Below are 22,336 nucleotides of genomic sequence, written 5' to 3'. Positions count from 1 at the left end.
GCCCTTTTCCGTTCCGAGAACCTGGTGCCCTCGCGGGTTCCTCGGAACGGACCCGCCTATGCTGTGCTCCCCGCAAGGGGCGTCACCGCCACCCCCACGTCGACGAAAGCGCCCACCATGACCCCAAGCGCCGCCGAAGGAGCTGCTCCCAAGGGGCGCAGCCGACGCAACTTCGCCGGTTCGCGCCCGGTGATGGACGACGTGGCCCGGCTGGCCGGTGTCTCCAAGCAGACCGTGTCCCGCGTCCTCAACGAGCATCCGTCCGTCCGCCCCGAAACCCGTGAGCTGGTACTGACGGCCATGCGGACCCTCGGCTACCGGCCCAGCCGCAGCGCCCGGTCGCTGGCCAGCGGCCGGACCCGGATGGTCGGGGTCATCACCTTCGACGCGGCCCGCTACGGGCCCTCCGCGATCCTGACCGCCATCAACACCGCGGCCCAGAAGGCCGGTTACCTGCTGAGCTCCATCTCCCTGGACACCGCCGAACGCGACACGGTCGTCGAGGCCGTCGACCGGCTCTCGGCCGAGGGAGCCGACGGGGTGATCGCCATCGCCCCGCAGCTGTGGGTGGGCCACGCCCTGGCGGACACCCGTCTGGACACCCCGCTGGTGGTGCTGGAGAACGGCTTCGACGCCGAGACCGAGCAGGTCACCGGAGACTCGCGGGAGGGGGCACGCAAAGCCACGGAGCATCTGCTGGGCCTCGGCCACCCGACCGTCTGGCACATCGCGGGCCCCAGCGGCTGGACGTCCGCCGACCACCGGCTGGCGAGCTGGCGGTCCACCCTGAAAGCGGCCGGCGCCCCGGTCCCCGAGCCGCTGTTCGGCGACTGGAGCGCCGACTCCGGTTACCACCTGGGCCGTCGGCTGGCCCGGCGCGCCGACGTCAGCGCGGTGTTCGTCTCCAACGACCAGATGGCCCTCGGCGTTCTGCACGCCTTGCACGAGGCGGGTCGCTCGGTGCCGGGCGAGATCAGCGTGGTGGGCTACGACGACATCCCCGAGGCGGCGCATCTGCTTCCGCCGCTGACGACCGTGCGCACCGACTTCGCGGAGATCGGTGCCCGGTCGCTGCAGCTCCTGCTGAGCCGGATCGACGACTCGGCGGAACCGCCCCGGCCCGAGTCGCTCGTCCCGGTCGACCTCGTGATCCGCGCGAGCAGCGGTGCGGCGCCCGGCCGCTGAACCGAGTTCTTCATGCCCGCGCCGCACGTGCCTCGCTCAGCGCTTCGCCGATGAGGGCGATGCCCTCGTCGATCTCGTGGGCGGCGCCCGCCGCGTAACCGAGGACCAGACCGGGCGCTCCGGGGCTGATCCGGTGCCAGGACAGCGGGTGCGCCTTGACGCCCCGCGCGAGTGCGGCAGCGGCGAGGTCGGTGTCGCGGAAGCCGGTCTCCGCCCCGTCGAAGGTGATCATGAGGTGCAGGCCGGCTGCCGCCCCGTGCACGCGGGCGCCGGGCAGGTGTGCCTCGACGGCCCGCAGCATGGCGTCCCGGCGTCTGCGGTGGCGCTGCCGGACATGGCGCAGATGCCGTTCCAGCTCGCCGGAGTCCATCAGCCGCGCGAGGACCAGCTGGGTGAGGATGCCGTTGCCCAGGTCGGCGTACCGCTTGGCCGTCACGACGGCGTCCAGCCGGTCCGGCGGCACGAGCAGCCAGCCCACCCGGAGCGCGGGCGCGAGCAGTTTGGAGACGCTGCCCGCGTAGCAGACGCCGTCCGGCATCAGTGAGCGCAGGGCCGGCACCGGTGGCCGGTCGTAGCGGTGCTCGGCGTCGTAGTCGTCCTCGAAGACGACCCCGCCCTCGGCCGCCCAGTCCAGCAGTTCGCGTCGGCGTTCCCCGTCGAGGACGACGCCGGTGGGGAACTGGTGGGCCGGGGTCGACAGCACCGCCCGGGCGCCACTGGCGCGCAGCGCGCCGACGTCGAGGCCGCCCGCGTCCACGGGGACGGGTACGACGGTGTGGCCGCCGTACTCCAACTGCTGGCGCGCGCCCAGGGATCCGGGGTCCTCGACGGCGACACGGCGGATGCCGTCGGCCCGCAGGAGCTGCCCGAGCAGGACGAATGCCTGTGCCACACCGGCGACGATCACGACCTCGTCCGGGTCGGCGCGGATGCCGCGGTTGCGGGCCAGCCAGCCGACGACGGCCCGCCGCAGGGCGGGGGCGCCCCGGGGATCGCCGTAGCCGAAGTCGGCCGGGGTGACGCCCGCGAGGACGGTCCGCTCGGCGCGCAGCCAGGCGGTGCGGGGGAAGGCGGCGAGGTCGGGCAGGCCCGGGGAGAGGTCGATGCGGCACGGCAGGGCGCGCAGGGCGTCGACGACCCCCTCACGGACCGCCGAGCCGAAGAGCGGGTGGCCGGGCGCGGACGCGGTTGGGGTGGGGCCGCCCTGCGCGGGGCCGGACGGGCTGTGGGGCCGGCCGGGGTGTGCGGGACCGTTCGCGGCGTGGACGCGGGGTGCCGGGGGCGCCGCCACGACGACCGTGCCGCGCCGCCCGCGCCCTGCGATCTGGCCGGACTCGGCGAGTCGTCGGTAAGCCTCGGTGACCACGCCTCTGGTGACGCGCAGCTCGTCGGCGAGGACGCGGCTGGCGGGCAGCCGGGTGCCGACGGGCAGCCTGCCGTCGGCGATGGCGGACCGCAGGCTGTCGGCCAGCCAGGCCGTTCGGCCGCCGGGCGGCGCCTGGCCGACGTCCAGCTGGAGGAAGTCCGAGCCGAAGCCCGGGCGCTGCTCTTTGGACCCCTCGGACGGTGGGGTTGTGGACCTGCCCATGACGTCCATTGTGCGGGCAGGGTGGATGGTATGGACACCCCTTCCGCCTCGTTCGGCAAGCTCGTCCCCGGCATGGTCGGTATGACACTCGTCGGCAGCAGCGTCACCGTCTCGCACACCCTCGTGGACGCTCCGCTGTTCAGCGCCCAGGCCGTCCGCTATGTGGCCGCGACCGCGATCCTCGTGGTCATGGCCCGGCTCGCCGGTGCCCGCCTGGTGTGGCCGCGCGGACGGGAGTGGCTGTGGCTGGCCGGGCTCGCCGTCACCGGTCTTGTGCTGTTCAACGTGGCCGTGGTCCGGGGTGTCGCGCATGCCGAGCCCGCGGTGATCGCCGTCGCGGTGGCGTGCGTCCCCCTGCTGCTCGGGGTGATCGGCCCCCTGCTGGAGCGGCGCAGGCCCAGCAGGCAGGTCCTGCTCGCGGCGCCCGTGGTGATGGCGGGCGCGGTGCTGGTGGAGGGGACGGGCCGCACGGATGCGGTCGGGGTGGCCTGGGCGGCGCTGGCCCTGGGCTGCGAGGCGGCGTTCACACTGCTGGCGGTGCCGGTGCTGGGACGGCACACCCCGTGGGGGGTGTCCGTGCACGCGACATGGCTGGGCGGGGTGCTGCTGGCCGTCCTCGGCATGACAAGCGAAGGGCCTTCAGCCGTACGGGGGTTGACCGGTATCCAGTGGGCGGCCGTCGGCTATCTGACGCTGCTGGTGACGGCGGTCGCCTTCGTCCTGTGGTACTCGACGGTCCGTTCCGTCGGGGCCGGGCGGGCCGGGCTGCTCACCGGCATCGCACCCCTGGCGGCAGCGGTCGTCGGTGCCGTCTCGGGAACCGGCGTGCCGGGGCCGTCGGTGTGGCTGGGCATCGCCGTGGTGATCGCCGGCCTGGTCGTCGGCCTGCGGCCACGAGCGGTACCCGGCGCCGAGTTGATCCCCGTCGGTTCCGGGCGCACCCCGGCGTCCGGGGGCAGGAGCACGCGGACTCCTGCCTCCCGGTGACCGGATCACTCGTCGTTCACCCAGCGCATGAGCCGCTGCAACGGATAGAAGCCGTCGTGGGAAAGCCCCGGTGGCATGCCACCCGCTCTGCCGAGGGACACGACGCGTTGGACTCCGGCGCAGGCGAGGGCGTCCCGCAGTTCCGCTTTGCGGGTGTCGGGGTAGACGCCGACCGTCTGGGTGGCGACACCCGCGTGCGGGACGGCTTCGGACAGCGCGGCGACCGGGACGACGTTGACGATCTTTCCGTCGGGATGGAAGTCCACCGGTTCCGGGGACCGGATGACCAGGCCCCGGCCCTCGTATCCGCCCCACACCCGGTAGTCGGGGGCGAGGGAGCGCAGCACGTCGATCTCCTCACGGAGTTCCGGGGCCACCCGCGGGCCGTCGGCCGAGCTGAACTCCCGGGCGACGCCGAGGCGTTCGCACAGCAGCGCGGCATACCGGTCGGCGTCCTCCTCCGTGCCCTCGACGAACTGGAAGCGGCTGGCCACGCACGCCTGCTGGTTGAAGAACGTGGCGTCGGCGGCGCCCGCGTCGGCCGCCAGGGCCAGTGATCCGGGCGAGTCGAAGGCCTCGCGGCCGATCAGCGAGATGGAGGTCTTCGGGTCGAAGGACACCAGCTCGAACCCCGGGCCGACGTACCGCAGTGCCCCGCGGATCGTGGCCTCGCCGCCCCAGGCGACCAGCTTGTCGAAGAACTGCGGGCGGAACAGCACGCCCTCCACCGACCCGTCGCCGCCACGCCAGTACGCGGCGGAGAACGAACGCACCACGGGGTGCCCGGGGGCCACGGCGGCCATCGTGCGCAGGATGGCGGTCGCCGTGAACAGGTCGTTGGAGGGCAGCTTGAGGAGGTTGACGCCCTTGGTCAGCGCTCCGCGTACGACGGACATCGCGGCGACCCCGGGGGCGTTGCCGGCGATGATGTGCACCAGGCGCGGCGGGAACGCACGGGTGGCGGCGACGCGCTGCTCGGGCAGCCGCACCTCCCGCCAGCCGTCGAGGACGTCCGGGCCGCCGAGTTCCTGGTCGATCTGGGCGTACAGGCCCGGCCGTTGGAACGTGCGCCACAGGGCGGCGTAGGCGCGTTCCAGGACCTCGGCGGGCAGGGGGCTGACCCGCGTCATGCGGTCCAGGGCCTCGGCGAGCAGGCCCTCGCGGTCCGCCCTGAGGGCCTCGCCGGTCTCGACGAGCAGGTCGACGATCTCCGCCACCGGCACCTGGAAGGCCGGGCCCGGTTCGGTGCGGGGCCACACGAGGCGGTCCAGGTCGAGCGCGGGGGCGGTGAACGTGGCGTCGGCGCGGCCGTGGGTGATGCGTGGGCCCGCGTCGACCTCGCCGCGGATCACGTGGACGACGGCCACCGGGTCCGCCGCCGTGCCGTCGAGTGTCGTGGGCGTCATCCGTGGATCATCCCCCGCACATAGGAGTCGAGTGTCGCGGCGCAGGTGATCTTGTCGTCGCCGCCGAGGTCGCCGTAGCGCCGGATGTCCGGCAGGACGACGGGACCCGCTCTGCCGCAGTCGCACGGTGAGAAGTTCACGAAGACCCGGTCGCCGCTGATCAGTCCGCCCCAGCGGCCCTCCAGGGAGACGTCCAGGAAGGCGAACCGCCCCTCCACGACGCCGTGTTCCGGGTTCAGGAGTGTCTCGCCCGGCTCGTCCAGGACGAGGGGGATCACCCACGGCGGTATGTGGTAGTTGCCCTTCTCGCAGGCGAGGCAGGAGCCCTGGAGTTCCGTCATGCCGTAGCTGCGGACGCGCCGCACTCCGGCGTAGAAGGCGGCGAACTGCGCCTGGTAGTCGTCGGGCAGCGCGCGGCCCTTGTTGCCACCGCCGCTGAGCACCAGGGTGTCGGGGTGCAGGCTGCCGTCGGGCACGCCTCGGGCGCGGAGTGCCTGGATCAGGGTGAACTGCTGGTTGTTCATCCCGGCGATCAGCAGCGGCTCGTCGCGGTGGGCGGCGATGTCGTCGACCATGCGGGCGACGGCCGCTCCCAGCTCCCGCTCCCGGCCCTCGGACGCGGACTCGAAGGAGCTGATCTCCTGCGGTGTCGCGGTGCCCTCCGCCATCCGGCGGCGCAGCAGCGCGCTGCTCATCAGCTCGGAGACCCGCATCGGGTCCTCGGTGAGCAGCCGGGTCTCCTCGGGCCGGGCGAAGACGTCCGCGTGCCACCGGAAGCCGTCGATGGAGCGCATCGGGCCGCTCGCCGGCGCGAGGAGGTAGCCGCGCCGGGTGGGCTTCGGCGGCAGCGGGTCGGGCCAGCAGGTGAGGTGTTCGAGGATGTCGTGCAGGAAGTACAGGTCGCTCGCGGCGCAGTTGAGGAAGGACACCTTCCCGGACGTGCCGCTGGTGATGTAGGGGCGGTGGCCCGCGGCCGTGATGCGGTCGGTCCACTCGTCGATGTCCCGGACGCCGTCCACGTCGACGTCGTCCGCTTCGACCGCCGACACGGTGGTGTACCAGCGCAGGAGCCGGTCCCACCGGCCGGCGGTGATGAGGGAGACGGGGTACGACTTGTAGCTGGTGTGGGAGAACAGCAGCGGCACGAGGTCGTCGAGACCGGTGATCTCGTGCACGCCGGTCTCCTGCGCCCGGGTGCGCAGCAGCGGGATGCGCGTGCGGTGGGCGGTGAAGGTCTCCCGTGCCGCCTCGAGCTGCAACTCCCGCAGCTCGTCGCGGGGTTGGTCGAAAGCGTCGCCGGACAGGGCCAGGGAGCGGAGCTGATCGCGTGTGCCGGGCACGGCATTCACCTCAATCGGTTGTGGCAGTTGTCTTGTCGGCGAGCGTCTTGTCGGCGAGGGTCTTCTCGGCTCGTGCCGTCCCGGCGTCCGACTTCCCGGCCCCGGTCTTCTCGGCGCCCGTCCTCTCGGCGCCCGTCCTCTCGGCGAGGTAGGACGACTCGATCGCGGCCAGGTCGGCGCGCAGTTCGCCCGGGGTGCCGGTCATCGTGATGCGGCCGCGGTGCAGGACGTACACCCGGTCCGCGATGTCCAGCACCTTGCGCACATGCTGTTCGACGAGCAGGGCGCCGAGGCCCCGGTCGGCCGCCTCGCGCACCGCGCGCAGGAGACGGTCGACCACGAGCGGGGCGAGACCGAGGGACAGTTCGTCCGCGAGGAGCAGCTTGGGGGCGCGGCCCAGGGCGCGGGCCAGCGACAGCATCTGCTGCTCGCCGCCGGACAGCATGCCCGCGCCGGTGTTCAGCCGCTTCCCGAGTTCGGGGAAGAGGTCCAGGGCGTGCCGGGTCGGCACCCTGCCGACCCGCAGGTTGTCGGCGGTGTCGAGCTGGGTGAAGACGGCCCGCTCGCCGACGTACGCGAGGCCCTGCCGGGCACGGCGGTGCAGCGGTGACCGGCCGGGATCGCCCAGCCAGCGCACCTCGCCGCCCATCGGGGCGAGGTCGCCCGACAGCGCCCGGAGTGTGGTGGTCTTGCCCGCGCCGTTGGGGCCGAGCAGGGCGACCACCTCGCCGGGACGGACCTCCAGGTCGAGATCGCGTACGACGGGTTGCGTGCCGTATCCGGCGGACAGGGCGTGGGCTTCGATCAGCGGTGGTGCGGTGGCGTGCACGGCCGTCCTCCTCCGGTCAGCCGGCCGACATCGCCGTGAGCATCTTGCGGACGTCGACGAAGGTCGCCCCCTGCTTGGCCCACGCGATCTTCCCGTCGCGGATGGTGAGTTCGGTGGCCGTCGTGTTGTGGATACGGTTCAGCCCCTTGATCGGCAGGGCGGTCGACGCCTTCCAGGTCAGGGGCGGGGTCAGACCACCGGTGTCGATGCCCGAGGTGCTGTTCAGCTCCTGCACGAGGGCCGCGGAGGACACCGTCGGCAGCTTCCCGGCCGCTACGGTGAGGACCTTGAAGGCCACCCAGGTCGTCTCGTTGGCGCCGTTGCTGGTGTCGATGTCCGTGCCCTTGGCGGCCTGGACGAAGTCCTTCCAGACGGCGTCGGAGGTCGGCGGGTAGTAGCCGGTGATCGCGGCGCCCTCCAGCGGGCTGCCGCTGCCGCCCGTGCTCGCGGCGAGCTCCGGGGTGAGGTTGCCGACGACGCTGGCGAGCTTCGTCTTCGCGCCGGACTGTATGTACGACTTCACGAACAGGCCCGAGGCGGTGCCCATGATGACGCTCACACAGTCGCTGCCCTTGGTCGCGGCGGCGACCTGCGGCGCGAGATCGGTGGCGGTGAGCGGCACCTTGATGTCCTTGGGTGCCGACCCTCCGGCGGAGACCGCGCCGAGGGTCAGGAACTGCGAGACGACGGCGGCTGCGGCCACGTCGTACCGCACCCCGGAGATCTTCTTGCAGCCGTTCTGCACCAGCTGCTGTCCGTGTGCCGCGAACACCGCCGGGGTGCCGCCGTTGACCGGGAACGACAGGGGGTTGGAGAACTCCGCCGCCGATACGCCGGTCCCACCGAGGTAGGGGATGCCGGCCTTCTGGAGGATGGGCATGTAGCGGTCACCGGCGAGGCTGTAGGAGCCCACCACGGCGACCACCTTCTCGGCGACCGCCTGCTGGGCGCACTTCTCCGCCTCGTCGGGGTCGTTCTTCTCGTTGCAGGTGATGACCTTCAGCGGGCCGCCCTTGATGCCGCCGTTGGCGTTGATCCACTTCTCGTAGGCCTGGGCGGTCTGCCGGACCCCGGGCTGGGCGCTGCCCTGGGTGTTCTCCGGGTTCCACACCATCACCTTGACCGGGGCGCCTTTCAGGGCCGAGGTCTGCGTCGCGCTGTCGGACGCCTTCCCGCCGCAGCCTGCGGCCAGCAGGGCTCCGGTCACCGCGAGACAGGTCGCTGCGGCGGTTCTGTGTCGGCGTGAGTCGTTCATGGTTCCTCCGCGGAGCTCTTCGTCGAGTTGGCGAACAGCATGGGGTGCGTTTTTGAGTAAGTGAAGTACTCTCGGCACAATTATTTAAATGAATGCACTTTTCCTGCTCGCCTCTGGGAGGTTCCCCGATGGACGACATCCTGCGTTTCGCACTGCTGGGCCTCGGGCTCGGTGCGCTCTACGCGCTCACCGCGCACGGCATCGTCCTGGTCTACCGGGGCTCCGGCGTCCTCAACCTCGCGCACGGCGCCATCGGCATGGCGGGCGCCTACGTGCAGTGGGAACTCGCCGGCCGGCAAGGCGTCCCGTACTGGCCCGCCACCGCCTGCGGGGTACTCACCTCCGCGGTGCTGGGCGTGCTCACCCATCTGCTGGTACTGCGCCCGCTGCGCCGGGCGTCCACCCTGGCCCGGCTGGTCGCCACGCTGGCGGTGTTCATCGTGCTCACCGCGATCGCCGTCAAGCGCTACGGCGACAGCCTGCAACTGGTGCCGGGCAAGCTGCCCACCCGGCTGCTGACCATCGCCGGGGCGACGGTCTCCGAGGACCGCATGTGGCTGATCGGCATCGCGCTCGCCGTGACCGCGGTCCTCCATCTCCTCTACAAGCGCACCCTGTTCGGGCTCGGCACCACCGCGGTCGCCGAGAACGAGGGCGCCGCCGCCTCGCTCGGCTGGTCCCCCGACCTGATCGCCACCGGCAACTGGGCGCTGGGCTCGGCGCTCGCGGGGCTGACCGGCATCCTGATCGTGCCGGTCATCGGTCTGTCGGTGACCGGCCTGACCACCCTTCTGCTGAGCGCCCTGGCCGCCGCCCTGGTCGGCAGGTTCTCGTCGTTCCCGGTCACCCTGGCGGGCGGTCTGGTCATCGGGGTCGTACAGTCCGAACTCACCCGCTTCGGCTCCGGCGTCACCGGTCTCGCCTCGTCGGTGCCCTTCCTCTGCATCGCGCTGGTCCTGGTCGCACGCGGCCGGGCACTGCCGCTGCGCGGAACCTTCCTGGACCGGCTGCCCGCCCTCGGCACCGGACGGGTGCGCCCCGTGCCGCTGGCGCTGGCCCTCGTGGTCGGGCTGCTGCTGGTGAGCCTGTCGACACCGCTGTGGGCCGACGCCATCACCAGCACACTGGTGCTGTCACTGATCATCCTGTCGATCGTCGTGGTCACCGGATACGCGGGCCAGGTCTCCCTCGCCGCCTACGCCCTCGCCGGGACCGGCGCCTTCATCGCGGGTCACACCGCGGCCGACTGGGGCTGGCCATTCGAACTCGCCCTGCTGGCAGGTGTGTTGGGGACCGTCCCGATCGGTCTACTGTTCGCGCTCCCGGCGGTCCGCACCCGTGGCGTCAACCTCGCGATCATCACCCTCGGACTCGGCACCACGCTGGAGGCGATGGTCTTCCAGAACACCGACCTGTCGACGACCACGGGCAGCGACGGCATCGCGGTGGGCAAGCAGACCCTCTTCGGCATCAGCATCTCCGGAGTCGACCACCCGCAGCGGTACGCCGCCGTCGTGCTCGTCCTGTTCGTCGCCACCGCCCTCGTCGTCGCCAACGTACGGCGCAGCCGCACCGGACGCCGGCTGATCGCCGTACGCGCGAACGAGCGGGCCGCCGCCGCACTCGGCATCGACGTCCGCGCGGCCAAGCTCTACGCCTTCGGCCTGTCCTCGGCCATCGCCGCACTCGCCGGTGTGCTCACCGGCTTCCGCTCGACCTCGGTGGTCTTCTCCGACTTCGCCTCCTTCGACTCCATCACCGCACTGGGGCTCGCGGTCATCGGCGGCGCCGGCTTCCTCGTCGGCCCGCTGTTCGGCGCGACCTTCGCCGCCGGTACGGTCGGCGCACGGTTCGGGGACCTGGTGCTGCCCGGACTGAGCGACTGGATGCCGCTCATCGGCGGGATCATCCTGGTGCTGACCCTCGTGGGCAACCAGGACGGCATCGCGAAGGACCTCGGCAGACAGGCGGAGGGCATCCGCCGCAGGCTGTCCCCCGGGCGCGGTCGCCCCGCGGGCGGGCGGGCGGAAACCGTACGGAAGGGGGCGGCGATCGCGCGCACGTCAGCGGGTGAAGCGGCCTCGCCGGACCTCACCCGCGCCGCGCCCCTCCCCCTCCGCGTCCGGGACCTGACCGTGCGCTACGGCGGTGTCGTCGCCGTCGACGGGCTCTCGCTGGACGTCGAGCCCGGCCGGGTCGTGGGTCTCATCGGCCCCAACGGCGCCGGCAAGACCTCCGCCATCGACGCCGTCACCGGGTTCACCCGGGCCGCGTCCGGCGGGGTGCGCCTGGGCGACCGGGACGTGACACGGCTTCCTGTGCACCGGCGGGCCGCGGCGGGGCTGAGCCGGTCCTTCCAGTCGCTGGAACTGTTCGAGGACATGACGGTCCTGGACAACCTGTTCGCGGCCTGCGACCGGCCCGGCCGGTGGGCCTGGCTCACCGACCTGATCCGCCCCGGCAACCGCCCGCTGCCCTCCCATGTACTCCTCGCCGTACGGGAGTTCGGTCTCCAGGACAGTCTGGACCGGCCGGTGGGCGACCTGTCGTACGGGGAGCGCAGGCTGCTGGCCATCGCCCGCGCGGTGGCGGCCTCCCCGTCCGTGCTGCTCCTCGACGAACCGGCCTCGGGGCTCTCGGACGACGAGACACGGGAGCTCGCCCACCTGGTACGGCGGCTCGCCGAGGATTGGGGCATGGGGGTGCTGCTCGTCGAGCACGACGTCGACATGGTCATGAGCGTCTGCGACCTGGTCGTCGTGCTGGACTTCGGGCGCCGGATCTGCGCGGGCACGCCTGAGGAGGTGCGCCGCGATCCGGCGGTGCGGGCGGCCTACCTGGGCGATCTGCAGCCGGAGCCCCTGGCCTGAGACGGAGCAGGAGGCGCCTCCCGTGCGGGAAGCGCCTCCTGCTCCGTTGTGTCCCTCAGGCGTCCCGCAGGTCGGCGACGTAGGGCTGGTGGGACAGCAGTCCGCCGTCCACACGCAGGGTGTGCCCGGTGATGAAGGCCGACTCGTCGCAGGCGAGGAAGACGACCGCCGAGGCGACGTCCTCCGGGCGGCCCAGACGCGGGGTGAGGTGATGGCGCAGCATCGCCTCCCGGATCGCCCCGTGCGCCGAGCCGGAGCTCGCCGGCGTGACGATGAACCCCGGCGCGATGGCGTTGCAGCGGACGCCCTGCTTGCCGTACTGCGTGGCGACGTACTGCGTGAGGTTGATCAGGGCCGCCTTGGAGGCGCCGTACGCCGGGTTGCGCAGGTCGCCCGCAAGGCCGGAGCCGGACGAGGTGTTGATGATCGAGCCGCCGCCCCGGGCGATCATGTGCGGGACGGCGGCCTGGATGGCGACCATGGTGCCGCGCAGGTTGATCCGCATCGTGTCGTCCCAGACCGCCGGGTCGGCCTCGGCGACGGCGAGGTCCTGACGGGCGGCCAGATGCGTGGCCGCCGCGTTGTTGTGCAGGACGTCGAGACCGCCGTACGTGTCGACGGCCGCGGCGACCATGGCTCGTACGCTGTCGATGTCCCCCAGGTCGACGGTGACCGGTGTGGCCGATCCTCCGGCGGCGCGGATCTCCTCCGCCACCGTCTCGGCGCCGCCGGTGTTCAGGTCGGCGACGACGGTGTGCGCTCCCTCCGCCGCCACCCGGAGTGCGGTGGCGGCGCCGATGCCGGAGGCTGCCCCGGTGACGACCGCGATCTTGTCCTGGAGCCGTCCCATGCTCAACCGCCCTTCCTAGTCGGTGAGTTCGCTGCCGACGATGGAGACGAAGGAGACGCATTCGCCGGGTCCGCCGCCGAGGTTGTGGGTCAGCGCGAGCGACCGTCCCCCGGCCACGGATGTCACCGTCCGCTCGGCCGGTGCCTCGCCCCGCAGTTGCAGCCACGCCTCGAACATCATGCGCAGGCCGGAGGCGCCGATGGGGTGCCCGAAGGCTTTCAGTCCGCCGTCCGGGTTGACCGGCAGCGAGCCGTCCAGGTCGAACGAACCGCCGGTGACGTCCTTCCACGCCTCGCCGCGTGCGGAGAACCCGAGGTCCTCCATCAGGACCAGCTCCGTGGGCGTGAAGCAGTCGTGCACCTCGGCCAGGGCGAGTTCGGTGCGCGGGTCGGTGACACCGGCCTGCCGGTAGGCCTCCTGGGCGGAGGCGACGACCTCGGGGAAGGTGGTGAAGTCGTACTCCGGGTCGAGGAGCCCGTCCGCCGGTCCGGCGACGAAGGACAGCGCCTTCACGAAGATCGGCTTGTCGGTGTACTTGTAGGCGTCCTCGGCGCGGACCACGATCGCGGCGGCCGAACCGTCGGAGACACCCGAGCAGTCGAACACGCCGAGCATGCCCGCGATGATCGGGGCCGACCTGATGCGCTCCAGCGGGACCTCCTTGCGGAACTGGGCGCGGGGGTTGCGGGCCCCGTTGACGTGGTTCTTCCAGGCGATCCGGGTGATGACGTCCTTCATCTCCTCTTCCGCGAGGCCGTACTTGGCGGCGTATGCGGGCGCGAGGAGGGAGAAGTTGGCCGGGGCGGTGATCTCGCCGCGGCTGTCGTCGCCCGCGCCCGGGATGGCGGTGCCGGACAGCCCGGACATGCCGGAGTCCTTGAGTTTCTCCACGCCGACGGCCATCGCCACGTCGTACGCCCCGGACGCGACGGCGTAGCAGGCGTTGCGCAGGGCCTCGGAGCCGGTCGCGCACATGTTCTCGACGCGGGTGACCGGCTTGTTGGGGAGGTGGAGCGCCCGGCTCAGGGTCAGTCCGGACACCCCGGAGGCCTGGGTGCCGAACCAGTACGCGTCGATGTCGTCGAGGGTGACACCGGCCGAGGTGACCGCCTCGCCCACGGCGTCGATCAGCAGGTCCTCTGCCGAACGGGTCCAGTGCTCGCCGAAGGGCGTGCAGCCCATGCCGACGATCGCGACCCGGTCCCGGATTCCGTGCGAGCTCATCCGTGTGTCTCCTCGGTCTCGCCGCCGGTGCGTACCGGCCGGGCCTTCCAGAAGTAGTTGTGGACGCCGGCGGCGGTGACCGTGCGCCGGAACGTCATCTCGACCCGGGCGCCGATGACGGCGTCCGCCTCGGTCGCGTCGGTGAGCTGGCAGCGGAACCGGCCGCCGCCGTCGTAGTCGACGACCACGACGAGCATCGGCGGACTCGGTGTGTGGGCCAGCCGGTCCACGGTGAACGTGGCGACCGTGCCGCGCACCCGGTCCATCGGCTCGTCGGTCATGGCGTCGACGCTCCGGCAGGAGGAGCACACCCGGTCCGGCGGCAGATGCCGGGTGCCGCACTTCTCGCAGCGGGAGGCGACGAAGCCGTACTTCCAGGCGGTACGGCGGTGTGCGGGCGGGGCGTAGGGCGGCTCGGGGTCAGGACGCCTCGGTGGCTCACGGTCGAGCAGGCCGCGCCAGGTGAGGTACGTGGCGTACGGCATCGGGGCGCTGCCCGCGGCGATCTGGGCGGCGACCGGGCGGGTGCTGCGGTGGGCCGGGAGCGCGTCGGTGGTGCGCAGCAGGAGGACTCCGGCGCCGTCGCCGAGCACCACGAGGGCGATGGTCTCGCCGGGTGCGGCACGGTCGAGGACGTCCGCGAGGAGCAGCCCGGGCTGGGCGGTACCGGCGTTGCCGATCACGCCGGTGAGGTCCGGGGTCACCGCCTCGGGACGTACCCCGGCCGCGCGCCGGACCGTCGCGGCCGCGCGGGCGTGCAGGCCGGAGACGACGAGGTGATCGATGGCGCCGCGCTCCAGACCGGCCTGGTCGAGGGCGGCGGTGAGCGCCTTGTCGGCGAGGGAGACGTAGATCTCCTCGGCGAAGCGTTCCTCCCAGACCCGGGAGGCGGGGGCGCCGGGCAGCCGCCAGCGGTCCAGGATCTCGTCGCTGACCGTGTCGTGGGCGAGGAGTTCGGCCAGGACGGGAGCGCCGTTGCGGTGGCCTCCGAAGACGAACGCCGCCGCGCCGTCCCCGCCCGCGACCTCGTCGTTTCCGCCGGGCAGCCCGGTGCGCAGGTCCGACAGGACGGCCAGGGTCGGCACGGCGGAGCGGGCGGCGGTGACCAGCGCGCCGAGTCCGGAGCGTACGGAGCCCGCCATGTCGACGGCGAGCACGTGCTCGTCGAGGCGGAGCGCGGCGTGGACGGCGGTCGCGTTGGTCTTGTCGAGGTAGGCGGGTGCGGCGGTGGCGAGGAAGAGCTGGCCGACGCGGGGGCGCAGGCAGTCGCGGGCGAGGGCGGTGCGGGCGGCCTCGACAGCCATGGACGTGGTGTCCTCGTCGTAACCCGCGACCGCCCTCGTCCCCTTGGCGGCCGGGGTTCCGAGGGTCGCCGCGACATCGGCGCGGGCGAGGCGGTGGTACGGCACATGGGCGCCGTACGCGATCAGTCCGGGCATCAGCGTCCTCCGGGAGCGTGGTTGCCGGTGCGTTCGAAGATGGCTGCCAGGCCCTGTCCGCCGCCCAGGCACATGGTCTCCAGGCCGTAGCGGGCCTGGCGGCGGTCGAGTTCGCGCAGCAGGGTGGCGAGGATGCGGCCGCCGGTAGCACCGACGGGGTGGCCCAGCGAGATGCCGGAGCCGTTGACGTTGAACCGCTCGAAGTCGGCGTCGGTCAGGGCCCATTCACGCGTGCAGGCCAGGACCTGGGCGGCGAAGGCCTCGTTGAGTTCGATCAGGTCGATGTCGGACAGCTTCAGCCCGGCACGCTCCAGGGCCCTGACCGTGGCGGGTACGGGCCCGATGCCCATCGTCTCCGGCGGCACGCCCACGACGGCCCAGGAGACCAGGCGTGCCAGCGGGCGCAGCCCGAGTTCGGCGGCGCGTTCCGGGTGGGTCACGACGCAGAGCGAGGCGCCGTCGTTCTGCCCGCTGGCGTTGCCGGCCGTGACGGTGGCGTCCGGGTCCTGGCGGCCGAGAACCGGCCGCAGCTTCGCGAGCTTCTCCAACGAGGAGTCGGGGCGCGGGTGTTCGTCGGTGTCGACGACGGTCTCGCCCATGGGGGTCCCCCCGCTCGAGCGAAGTCGAGAGTGGGGGAGGGTCCGTACGGTGACGGGCACGATCTCGTCGGCGAAGCGACCCGCCGACTGGGCGGCGACGGCCTTCTCGTGCGAGCGCAGGGCGAGCCGGTCCTGTTCCTCGCGGGGGATGGCGTATTCGCGACGCAGGTTCTCCGCGGTCTCCACCATGCCGCCGGGCACGGGGTGGTTGACGCCGCCCGAGGTGACGCGGCCGCGGGCCAGCCGGTCGTGCAGGGTGGTGCCTGCGCCGCGTACGCCCCAGCGGACGTCGTTGGTGTAGAACTCGGCCCGGCTCATGGACTCGACGCCGCCGGCGAGGACGAGGTCGCTCGCTCCGGTCTGCACCTGCATCGCCGCGGTGATGACCGCCTGGAGGCCGGAGCCGCAGCGGCGGTCGATCTGGAGTCCGGGCACCTCGACCGGCAGCCCGGCGTCCAGGGCGGCGACGCGGCCGATGGCGGGTGCCTCCCCGTTGGGGTAGCACTGGCCGAGCAGGACGTCGTCGACGGCGGCGGGCGGTATCCCGGTGCGTTCCAGGACGGCACGGACGACCGTGGCGGCGAGTTCGGCCGCCGTCACGTCGCGGAAGACTCCGCCGTAGCCGCCGACGGGGGTACGCACGGGTTCACAGATCACCGCGTCACGCATCGGTCATGCCTTTCATCAGCGGGTTCGGGGCTCACATGTACCGGCCGCCGGTCACCTCGACCACGGCTCCGGTGATGTAGCTCGCCATGTCGGAGGCGAGGAAGAGGACGACCTGGGCGACCTCGGCGGGTTCGCCCGCGCGCCCCAGCGGGATCTCGGCGAGCTTCGCGTCCCAGGCGGCCGGGGGCATCGCCTCGGTCATGGCGGTACGGATCAGGCCGGGCTGTACGGCGTTGACGCGGACGCCCGCCTTGGCGAGTTCCTTGGCGGAGGCCTTGGTGAGGCCGACGAGTCCGGCCTTGGCGGCGCTGTAGTTGGTCTGGCCGAAGTTGCCGACCTTGCCGGCGATGGAGGAGATGTTGACGATGCTGCCGCCCCGTCCGTGCGCCCGCATCGCCTCGGCGGCGTACCGGGTGCCGTTCCAGGCGCCGGTGAGGTGGACGTCGACGACGGCGCGGAAGTCTGCGAGGGGCATCTTGCGCAGGGTCGCGTCCCGGGTGATCCCGGCGTTGTTGACCATGACGTCGACCGGGCCGAAGGTGTCGGCGCAGTGGGCCACGAGGGCGGCGACCTCCGCCTCGTCGGTGACATCGCAGCGCAGCGAGGTGGCGGCCACGCCGTTCTTGGCAAGGCGTTCGGCGGCCTCGGCGGCGGCGTCCTCGTTGATGTCGCCGAGGACGATGCGTGCGCCCGCGCCGCCGAGGACGCCGGCGATCTCGAAGCCGATGCCCTGTGCACCGCCGGTGATCACCGCGTTCCGGCCGTCCAGCAGTCCCATGTCCGCCCGCCCCTGACTCGACGCTATTCCTGTTAAATAGATAACCTATTATGCTGAAACAATCAATACAGCGACCAGCTGTGCGGGCGGGGCGTCGGACGAGGAGCGAACACAGGTGGACATCAGCTATCCCCCGGAGACCGGGACGTTCCGTGCCGAGGTCAAGTCGTTCCTGGCCGAGGCGCTGCCGCCGGACTGGAAGGGCATCGGGGCCCTGGACGAGGACTTGGCCTGGGCCTTCGCCCGCGACTGGCGCGGCCGGCTCGTCGAGCGCGGCTATCTCTCCCTGACCTGGCCGGAGCAGTACGGCGGCCGTGGCCTGTCCAAGCTCCACCAGGTCGTCCTGATGGAGGAACTCGCCCTGGCCGGTGTCCCGTTCGGGCTGCCGCAGGACACCTTCGGCGTGAAGATGCTGGCGAACACGCTGCTGCGCTGGGGCACGGAGGAGCAGAAGAGCCATTTCCTGCCCCGCATCCTCAGCGGCGAGGACACCTGGTGCCAGGGGTACTCGGAGCCGGACGCCGGTTCCGATCTGGCGTCCCTGAAGACCCGCGCGGTGCGGCAGGGCGAGGAGTGGGTGATCGACGGCCAGAAGGTGTGGACCTCCGGCGCCCATCACAGCGACTGGATCTTCGTCCTGGCCCGCACGAACCGCGACGCGTCCAGGCACCGCGGCATCTCCTTCCTCCTGGTCCCCCTCGACCAGCCCGGCGTCGAGGTGCGGCCGTTCCGCATGATGAGCGGACAGCTGCACTTCAACGAGGTGTTCTTCAGCGGCGCCCGCACCCGCGCCGATCTCGTCGTCGGCGGCGTCGACAACGGCTGGACGGTGGCCCAGAGCCTGCTGGGCGTCGAGCGCGGGGAGGAGGCGGCGACCAACCCGATCCTGTTCCGGGCCGAGGTGGAACGGCTCGTGGAGCTGGCCCGGCAGTACGGCCGGGACCAGGACCCGGTCATCCGGCAGCGGATCGCCTGGTGCTGGTCCAAGGTCGAGATCATGCGCTGTCTCGGCTACCGGATCCTCACCGGCTGGCTCAAGGGCGCCGAGCCCGGCCCCGAGTCGTCGATCGCCAAGCTGTACTGGAGCGAGTACCACACCGAGGTCACCGATCTGGCGATGGACATCATGGGCCTGCACGGCCAGGTGCCGGTCGGCCGGCCCCCGTTGCGCACCTACCGCACGGACGACCCCGGCGCCGCTAACTCCTCCGCGTCCTGGTCGACGACGTACCTCATCGCCCTGTCGGGCACGATCTACGCGGGCACCTCGCAGGTGCAGCGGAACATCCTCGCGGAGAAGGTGCTGGGACTACCGCGCGAACCGCGGATCACGACCCCGTAGAGCCCTCGAAAGCACCGAGCTCCGGAACCGGACGCGGACCGGTTCCGGGGCGCCAGCCCGCGTCGAGTTTGCGCAGGCCCAGTCCGTCCGGTGCCCAGATGTGGCAGCTGTTCATCACCGCGGCCGAGGCGCGCGGGTCCTCGGCCGCATCACCCGCCGCCCGCCTGCGCGCGTTGACGGACATGGCCGCCTGCACCACCGCCGGGCCGAGCGCGCGGCTCAGCTCGTAGAGGTGGGAGCAGCCCGAGACACCCCGGAAGCGCTCCTGGACGGCCCGGTTGTAGCCGGCGGCGACACTGAGCCCCACCAAACCCCCGAAGGCCGGGGTGATCAAGGGGCACTCGACGTGCGGGAAGTCACGCATCTGCGCGTCGGCGGCCACGACGACCATGTCGGCGAGGCGTACCCGCACCGCCAGGACCATCCGGTGGACGACTCCGCCCGGCGGCTGCTCCCACGGGCGCTCGTCGCACAGCTCCGCCTCGACCCGGATCTCGGCGCCGTCCTCCTCGTACGCGGTGACGGAGATCGTACGGCGGTGCAGTGGAAGGGCGGAGCGCGTCATGACGTCACCTCCTGCACCGTCTCGCCCAGCCCCGCGAACTCCGGCTGCCGGCGCTCGATGAAGCTGAGCACGCCCTCCCGGTAGTCCGGGGCGCGCTTGGCCACCGCCAGCAGCGCGGCCGCGTCGTCACGGCTCTCCGTGAAGGACCGCGCCTGGTCGTCGACGAGCTGCCGCTTGATGAGGGACATCGCGTACGGGCTGGCGGAGCGGGCCAGTTCGGTCGCGTAGGCGAGGGCCGCGGGGAGGAGCTGGTCCGGCTCGACGAGGCGGTTGACCAGCCCCATCGCGTGGGCCTCCGTCCCGGTGAGGCGGCGCGAGGACAGCAGCAGGTCGGCGGCGTTGCCGTGCCCGACCAGCCGGGGCAGGAGCCAGGACACCCCGTCCTCGGCGACCAGCCCGCGCGCGCTGAAGGCGGCGGCGAACTTGGCGTGCGGCACGGCGAACCGGACGTCGCACATCAGGGCCTGGTTGAACCCGATGCCCGCACAGGCGCCGTTGACGGCGGCCACGACCGGTTTGGGGAACGTCATGGGGCGGGTGCGCGGGGGCAGCTCGTCGGTGGGCCACGGGCGGGCGCCGGACGACGCCCCGTCCAGGACGCTCATGTCCATGCCGGGGCAGAAACTGCGCCCGGCGCCGGTGAGCAGCACGGCCCGGACCCGCGGGTCCGCCTCCGCCCGGTCGAACAGCTCGTTGTAGAGGAGCTCCATCTCCAGCGTCCAGGCGTTGTGCCGCTCCGGCCGGTTCAGGGTGAGGAGCATGACCCCGTCGTCGGTGAGTTCGGTGAGGATCACCGGGGTCGAAGTCTCGGTCATCGAGGTCACTCCCGCGGGCCTGTTCGGTTTATAGCTAGATGAATCATCTATATACCAAAGACCGCTCGGGGCACCAGATCCGACCCTGCCGAGGGAAGATCACCCGACCCTTGACCTGGTACCCTCGATGCACTAAGACGATTCATTTTGCTATATGAGGAGCCCACCGTGGCCGAGGCAGCCCGCGCAAGCGAAACGGCGACCGTGCCCGTCCCCGCCCGCACCCGCGTCGGACGCCAGGTGCGGGTGCCGAAGACCGCCGAACTGGTCGCCGCGCACCTGCGCCGCCAGATCGTGCGGGGAGAGCTCAAGCCGGACGACGCCCTGCCGCCAGAGTCGGGCCTGATGGAGCAGTTCGGCATCTCGCGGCCGACGCTGCGCGAGGCGTTCCGCGTACTGGAGTCGGAATCGCTGATCACGGTGCGGCGCGGTGCCCACGGCGGCGCCCGGGTGAGCGCACCCGACGCGGACGTCGCCGCCCGCTTCGCCGGACTGATCCTCGAGTACCGCGGCGCCACCCTGGGCGACCTCTACCGTGCGGCGGCCCTCATCGAGCCGCCCTGCGCACGCCAGCTCGCCACCAAGCACACCGCGGACGACATCAAGGCGCTGCGGGACGCGGTGGCGGCCGAAAAGGCCGTCCTGGACGACCCGCTCGGCCTGGTCGAGGCACAGGACGCCTTCCACGCCCTCCTGGTCGAGCTCACCGGCAACCAGACCCTGATCCTGCTGTGCAGCATGGTCCGCAACATCATCGACCGGGCCAACGCCTCGTACACCGCGGCCGCCGCGGACGCCGAGGCCCAGAAGGCGCAGGCGCTCAAGGGACACCGGGCGCATGTGCGGATGGTCGGTCTGATCGAGTCCGGCAAGGCGGACGAGGCCGAGAAGCTCTGGCAGCGGCACATCTCCGGCGCCGACGACGTGGTGAACTCCGCCGGACCCAAGACGGTGCTCGAACTCCTCGACTGACCCCGCCCCGACTCCGCTTCCCCACACCCGCCGCACCCCGCTTTCGGTCACCCCCTTGCCTCAGAGAAACAGTTAGATAATTATAGGAGTCGTACCGATTAGCGACGGGGTCCGGAGGCGACGGCCATGGCCGAACAGCGCAAGCCCATCTTCGACTGCGACCAGCACATGTACGAGGAGCGGGACTCCTTCACCCGCTATCTCCCCAAGGAGTTCCTCGGCTCGGCGGTCGCACCGGTGACACTGCCGGACGGGCGGGAGGTGATCCTCGCCGGGGACCGGATCGTGGTCTGTCTGGAGCCGGAGTTCGGGCAGGTCTACCGCCCGGGGTCGCTGAAGGAGATGCTCAAGGCGATGGCCTCGGGCAACCCGGAGGAGACCTACCAGTTCGAGCCGATGCACGAGTCGTACCAGAACCGCGACGCCCGGCTGCGGGTCATGGACGAGCAGGGCCTCGACCAGTCGATCATCTACCCGGGCGGCTGGGCCCTGGTCGCGGAGGAGTACGTGAAGGGCGTGGAGCCGCTCTACGCCAACTACCACTCGTTCAACCGGTACATGAACGAGGTCTGGGGCTTCAACCACCAGGGCCGCATCTACGCCCCCGCCCTGCTGTCGCTGCGCGATCTGCCCAGCGCGGTCAAGGAGCTGGAGTACGTCCTGGAGCAGGGCGCCCGCTTCATCCTGCTGCCCACCGGACCGATGTACGGCCGCTCACCGGGCGACCCGTACTTCGACCCGTTCTGGAAGCTGGTCAACGAGGCCAAGGCCAGCGTCTGCTACCACATCAGCGAGTTCTACTACAACTCGCAGGTGGCGCCCTCCTGGGGTTACGACCCCAACCCCATCCACTTCCGGATGTCGGCGTGGCAGTGGCAGAACACCTACGGCCAGCGCCCCATCGAGGAGACGCTGTCCGCGCTGATCTTCGACAACCTCTTCGGGCGCTTCCCCGACATCAACGTCCTGGTCTCGGAGTTCGGCTCCGAGTGGGTGCCGCACTTCGTGCGCCACATGGACAAGAGCCGGGGCATGGGCCGCAACGGCCCCTGGATCGGCGGGCAGTTGGAGGAGCGGCCGAGCCAGGTCTTCCGCAAGCACGTCCGGGTGGTGCCCTACCCCGAGGACGACATCGTGAACGTCGTCAAGCGCCTCGGCTACCACGAGTCCATCGTCATGGGCTCCGACTTCCCGCACGCGGAGGGCCTGGCGCAGCCGGCCGACTTCCGCAAGCTCATCGCGGAGCTCGACGAGTCCGCGCAGGACGACATCATGTACAACAACGCTCAGCAGCTGATCAGCCGCTGAGCGTCGGACGCACACCCCGCCTGGGGGGGGGGGGGGGGGGGGGGGGGGGGGGGGGGGGGGGGGGGGGGGGACGGGGGGGGGGGGGGGGGGGGGGGGGGGGGGGGGGGGGGGGGGGGGGGGGGGGGGTGGTTGGGGGGGGGGGGAGGAGAGGGCCGAGGCGGGGTTGCCGGTGATGTCGGAGGACACCAGGGCGTCCTCCGAGTACTCGAGAACACCTGCGAGAGGTCCCTCTGCGGCGGTCCGGTACGCGGCGAGCACGTCCTCGCGGCTCACCTCGCGGGCGACGGTCGTGTTGAGCTCGACGATCGAGCCGAC

The 22,336-nt window shown here is 71.9% G+C and carries 17 protein-coding genes and 2 pseudogenes; 6 read left to right on the top strand and 13 right to left on the bottom strand.

What is annotated here, in order from left to right:
• The first annotated feature begins 117 nt into the window (after window positions 1-117).
• A complete protein-coding gene (locus tag ACZ48Z_RS19780; protein WP_468737135.1) occupies window positions 118-1,185 on the top strand; it encodes a LacI family DNA-binding transcriptional regulator in 1,068 nt (355 codons plus the stop codon).
• Between the two features lie 10 nt (window positions 1,186-1,195).
• Here the strand turns inward: ACZ48Z_RS19780 and pdxR are convergent, their stop codons facing one another.
• A complete protein-coding gene (pdxR, locus tag ACZ48Z_RS19775; protein WP_468737134.1) occupies window positions 1,196-2,782 on the bottom strand; it encodes a MocR-like pyridoxine biosynthesis transcription factor PdxR in 1,587 nt (528 codons plus the stop codon).
• 21 nt (window positions 2,783-2,803) lie between these two features.
• On the opposite strand from pdxR, the gene ACZ48Z_RS19770 reads away from it, so the two are divergent.
• The gene (locus ACZ48Z_RS19770) at window positions 2,804-3,760 is read left to right on the top strand and encodes a DMT family transporter (RefSeq protein ID WP_468737133.1); all 957 of its coding nucleotides are present in this window, start codon (window positions 2,804-2,806) and stop codon (window positions 3,758-3,760) included.
• A 5-nt stretch (window positions 3,761-3,765) separates the two neighbouring features.
• Here the strand turns inward: ACZ48Z_RS19770 and ACZ48Z_RS19765 are convergent, their stop codons facing one another.
• From ACZ48Z_RS19765 to ACZ48Z_RS19750, 4 genes and pseudogenes are all read right to left on the bottom strand, one after another.
• A complete protein-coding gene (locus ACZ48Z_RS19765) occupies window positions 3,766-5,166 on the bottom strand; it encodes an acyl-CoA reductase (RefSeq protein ID WP_468737132.1) in 1,401 nt (466 codons plus the stop codon).
• Window positions 5,163-6,506 (bottom strand): hypothetical protein, encoded by a 1,344-nt coding sequence (locus tag ACZ48Z_RS19760; protein WP_468737131.1) that lies wholly within the window; start codon window positions 6,504-6,506, stop codon window positions 5,163-5,165. The genes ACZ48Z_RS19765 and ACZ48Z_RS19760 overlap by 4 nt, the downstream gene beginning before the upstream one ends.
• Before the next feature lie 10 nt (window positions 6,507-6,516).
• Window positions 6,517-7,251 (bottom strand): annotated as a pseudogene (locus ACZ48Z_RS19755) (ABC transporter ATP-binding protein); the annotation flags it as partial.
• A gap of 100 nt (window positions 7,252-7,351) precedes the next feature.
• Window positions 7,352-8,590: an ABC transporter substrate-binding protein gene (locus ACZ48Z_RS19750; protein ID WP_468737130.1), complete on the bottom strand. Its 1,239-nt coding sequence runs from the start codon at window positions 8,588-8,590 to the stop codon at window positions 7,352-7,354.
• Between the two features lie 128 nt (window positions 8,591-8,718).
• Here ACZ48Z_RS19750 and ACZ48Z_RS19745 point away from each other — a divergent pair, with 128 nt between their 5' ends.
• The gene (locus tag ACZ48Z_RS19745) at window positions 8,719-11,460 is read left to right on the top strand and encodes an ABC transporter permease subunit (RefSeq protein WP_468737129.1); all 2,742 of its coding nucleotides are present in this window, start codon (window positions 8,719-8,721) and stop codon (window positions 11,458-11,460) included.
• A gap of 55 nt (window positions 11,461-11,515) precedes the next feature.
• On the opposite strand, the gene ACZ48Z_RS19740 is transcribed toward ACZ48Z_RS19745, so the two are convergent.
• From ACZ48Z_RS19740 to fabG, 5 genes are read right to left on the bottom strand one after another with little or no spacing between them, the layout of a single operon-like run.
• On the bottom strand, window positions 11,516-12,310 hold the full coding sequence (locus ACZ48Z_RS19740; protein ID WP_468737128.1) for an SDR family NAD(P)-dependent oxidoreductase: 795 nt from the start codon (window positions 12,308-12,310) through the stop codon (window positions 11,516-11,518).
• Window positions 12,311-12,325: 15 nt separating this feature from the next.
• Window positions 12,326-13,534: an acetyl-CoA acetyltransferase gene (locus ACZ48Z_RS19735; RefSeq protein WP_468737127.1), complete on the bottom strand. Its 1,209-nt coding sequence runs from the start codon at window positions 13,532-13,534 to the stop codon at window positions 12,326-12,328.
• Window positions 13,531-14,973 carry an OB-fold domain-containing protein gene (locus ACZ48Z_RS19730; protein WP_468737126.1) on the bottom strand — a complete coding sequence of 481 codons (1,443 nt, stop codon included), beginning with the start codon at window positions 14,971-14,973 and terminating at the stop codon, window positions 13,531-13,533. Before ACZ48Z_RS19730 ends, ACZ48Z_RS19735 begins: the two co-directional genes overlap by 4 nt.
• Window positions 14,973-16,241 carry an acetyl-CoA C-acetyltransferase gene (locus tag ACZ48Z_RS19725; protein WP_468737125.1) on the bottom strand — a complete coding sequence of 423 codons (1,269 nt, stop codon included), beginning with the start codon at window positions 16,239-16,241 and terminating at the stop codon, window positions 14,973-14,975. Before ACZ48Z_RS19725 ends, ACZ48Z_RS19730 begins: the two co-directional genes overlap by 1 nt.
• A gap of 31 nt (window positions 16,242-16,272) precedes the next feature.
• The gene (gene fabG, locus ACZ48Z_RS19720) at window positions 16,273-17,019 is read right to left on the bottom strand and encodes a 3-oxoacyl-ACP reductase FabG (RefSeq protein ID WP_468737124.1); all 747 of its coding nucleotides are present in this window, start codon (window positions 17,017-17,019) and stop codon (window positions 16,273-16,275) included.
• A 115-nt stretch (window positions 17,020-17,134) separates the two neighbouring features.
• On the opposite strand from fabG, the gene ACZ48Z_RS19715 reads away from it, so the two are divergent.
• Entirely contained in the window at window positions 17,135-18,361 is a 1,227-nt protein-coding gene (locus tag ACZ48Z_RS19715; RefSeq protein ID WP_468737123.1) for an acyl-CoA dehydrogenase family protein, read from the top strand.
• On the opposite strand, the gene ACZ48Z_RS19710 is transcribed toward ACZ48Z_RS19715, so the two are convergent.
• Both ACZ48Z_RS19710 and ACZ48Z_RS19705 read right to left on the bottom strand, forming a co-directional pair.
• Window positions 18,348-18,926: a DUF2889 domain-containing protein gene (locus tag ACZ48Z_RS19710; RefSeq protein WP_468737122.1), complete on the bottom strand. Its 579-nt coding sequence runs from the start codon at window positions 18,924-18,926 to the stop codon at window positions 18,348-18,350. The genes ACZ48Z_RS19715 and ACZ48Z_RS19710 overlap by 14 nt on opposite strands.
• Window positions 18,923-19,741 (bottom strand): enoyl-CoA hydratase-related protein, encoded by an 819-nt coding sequence (locus ACZ48Z_RS19705; protein ID WP_468737121.1) that lies wholly within the window; start codon window positions 19,739-19,741, stop codon window positions 18,923-18,925. Before ACZ48Z_RS19705 ends, ACZ48Z_RS19710 begins: the two co-directional genes overlap by 4 nt.
• Window positions 19,742-19,909: 168 nt before the next feature.
• On the opposite strand from ACZ48Z_RS19705, the gene ACZ48Z_RS19700 reads away from it, so the two are divergent.
• Together ACZ48Z_RS19700 and ACZ48Z_RS19695 are read left to right on the top strand one after the other, a co-directional pair.
• Entirely contained in the window at window positions 19,910-20,713 is an 804-nt protein-coding gene (locus ACZ48Z_RS19700) for a FadR/GntR family transcriptional regulator (RefSeq protein WP_468737120.1), read from the top strand.
• Window positions 20,714-20,839: 126 nt separating this feature from the next.
• Window positions 20,840-22,021: an amidohydrolase family protein gene (locus ACZ48Z_RS19695; RefSeq protein ID WP_468737119.1), complete on the top strand. Its 1,182-nt coding sequence runs from the start codon at window positions 20,840-20,842 to the stop codon at window positions 22,019-22,021.
• Window positions 22,022-22,168: 147 nt separating this feature from the next.
• On the opposite strand, the pseudogene ACZ48Z_RS19690 reads toward ACZ48Z_RS19695, so the two are convergent.
• Window positions 22,169-22,336, bottom strand: a pseudogene (locus ACZ48Z_RS19690) (type I glyceraldehyde-3-phosphate dehydrogenase); the annotation flags it as partial.

This window comes from Streptomyces sp. NPDC031225, from assembly GCF_055570355.1.
This window is presented reverse-complemented; position numbering and strand designations above follow the sequence as displayed.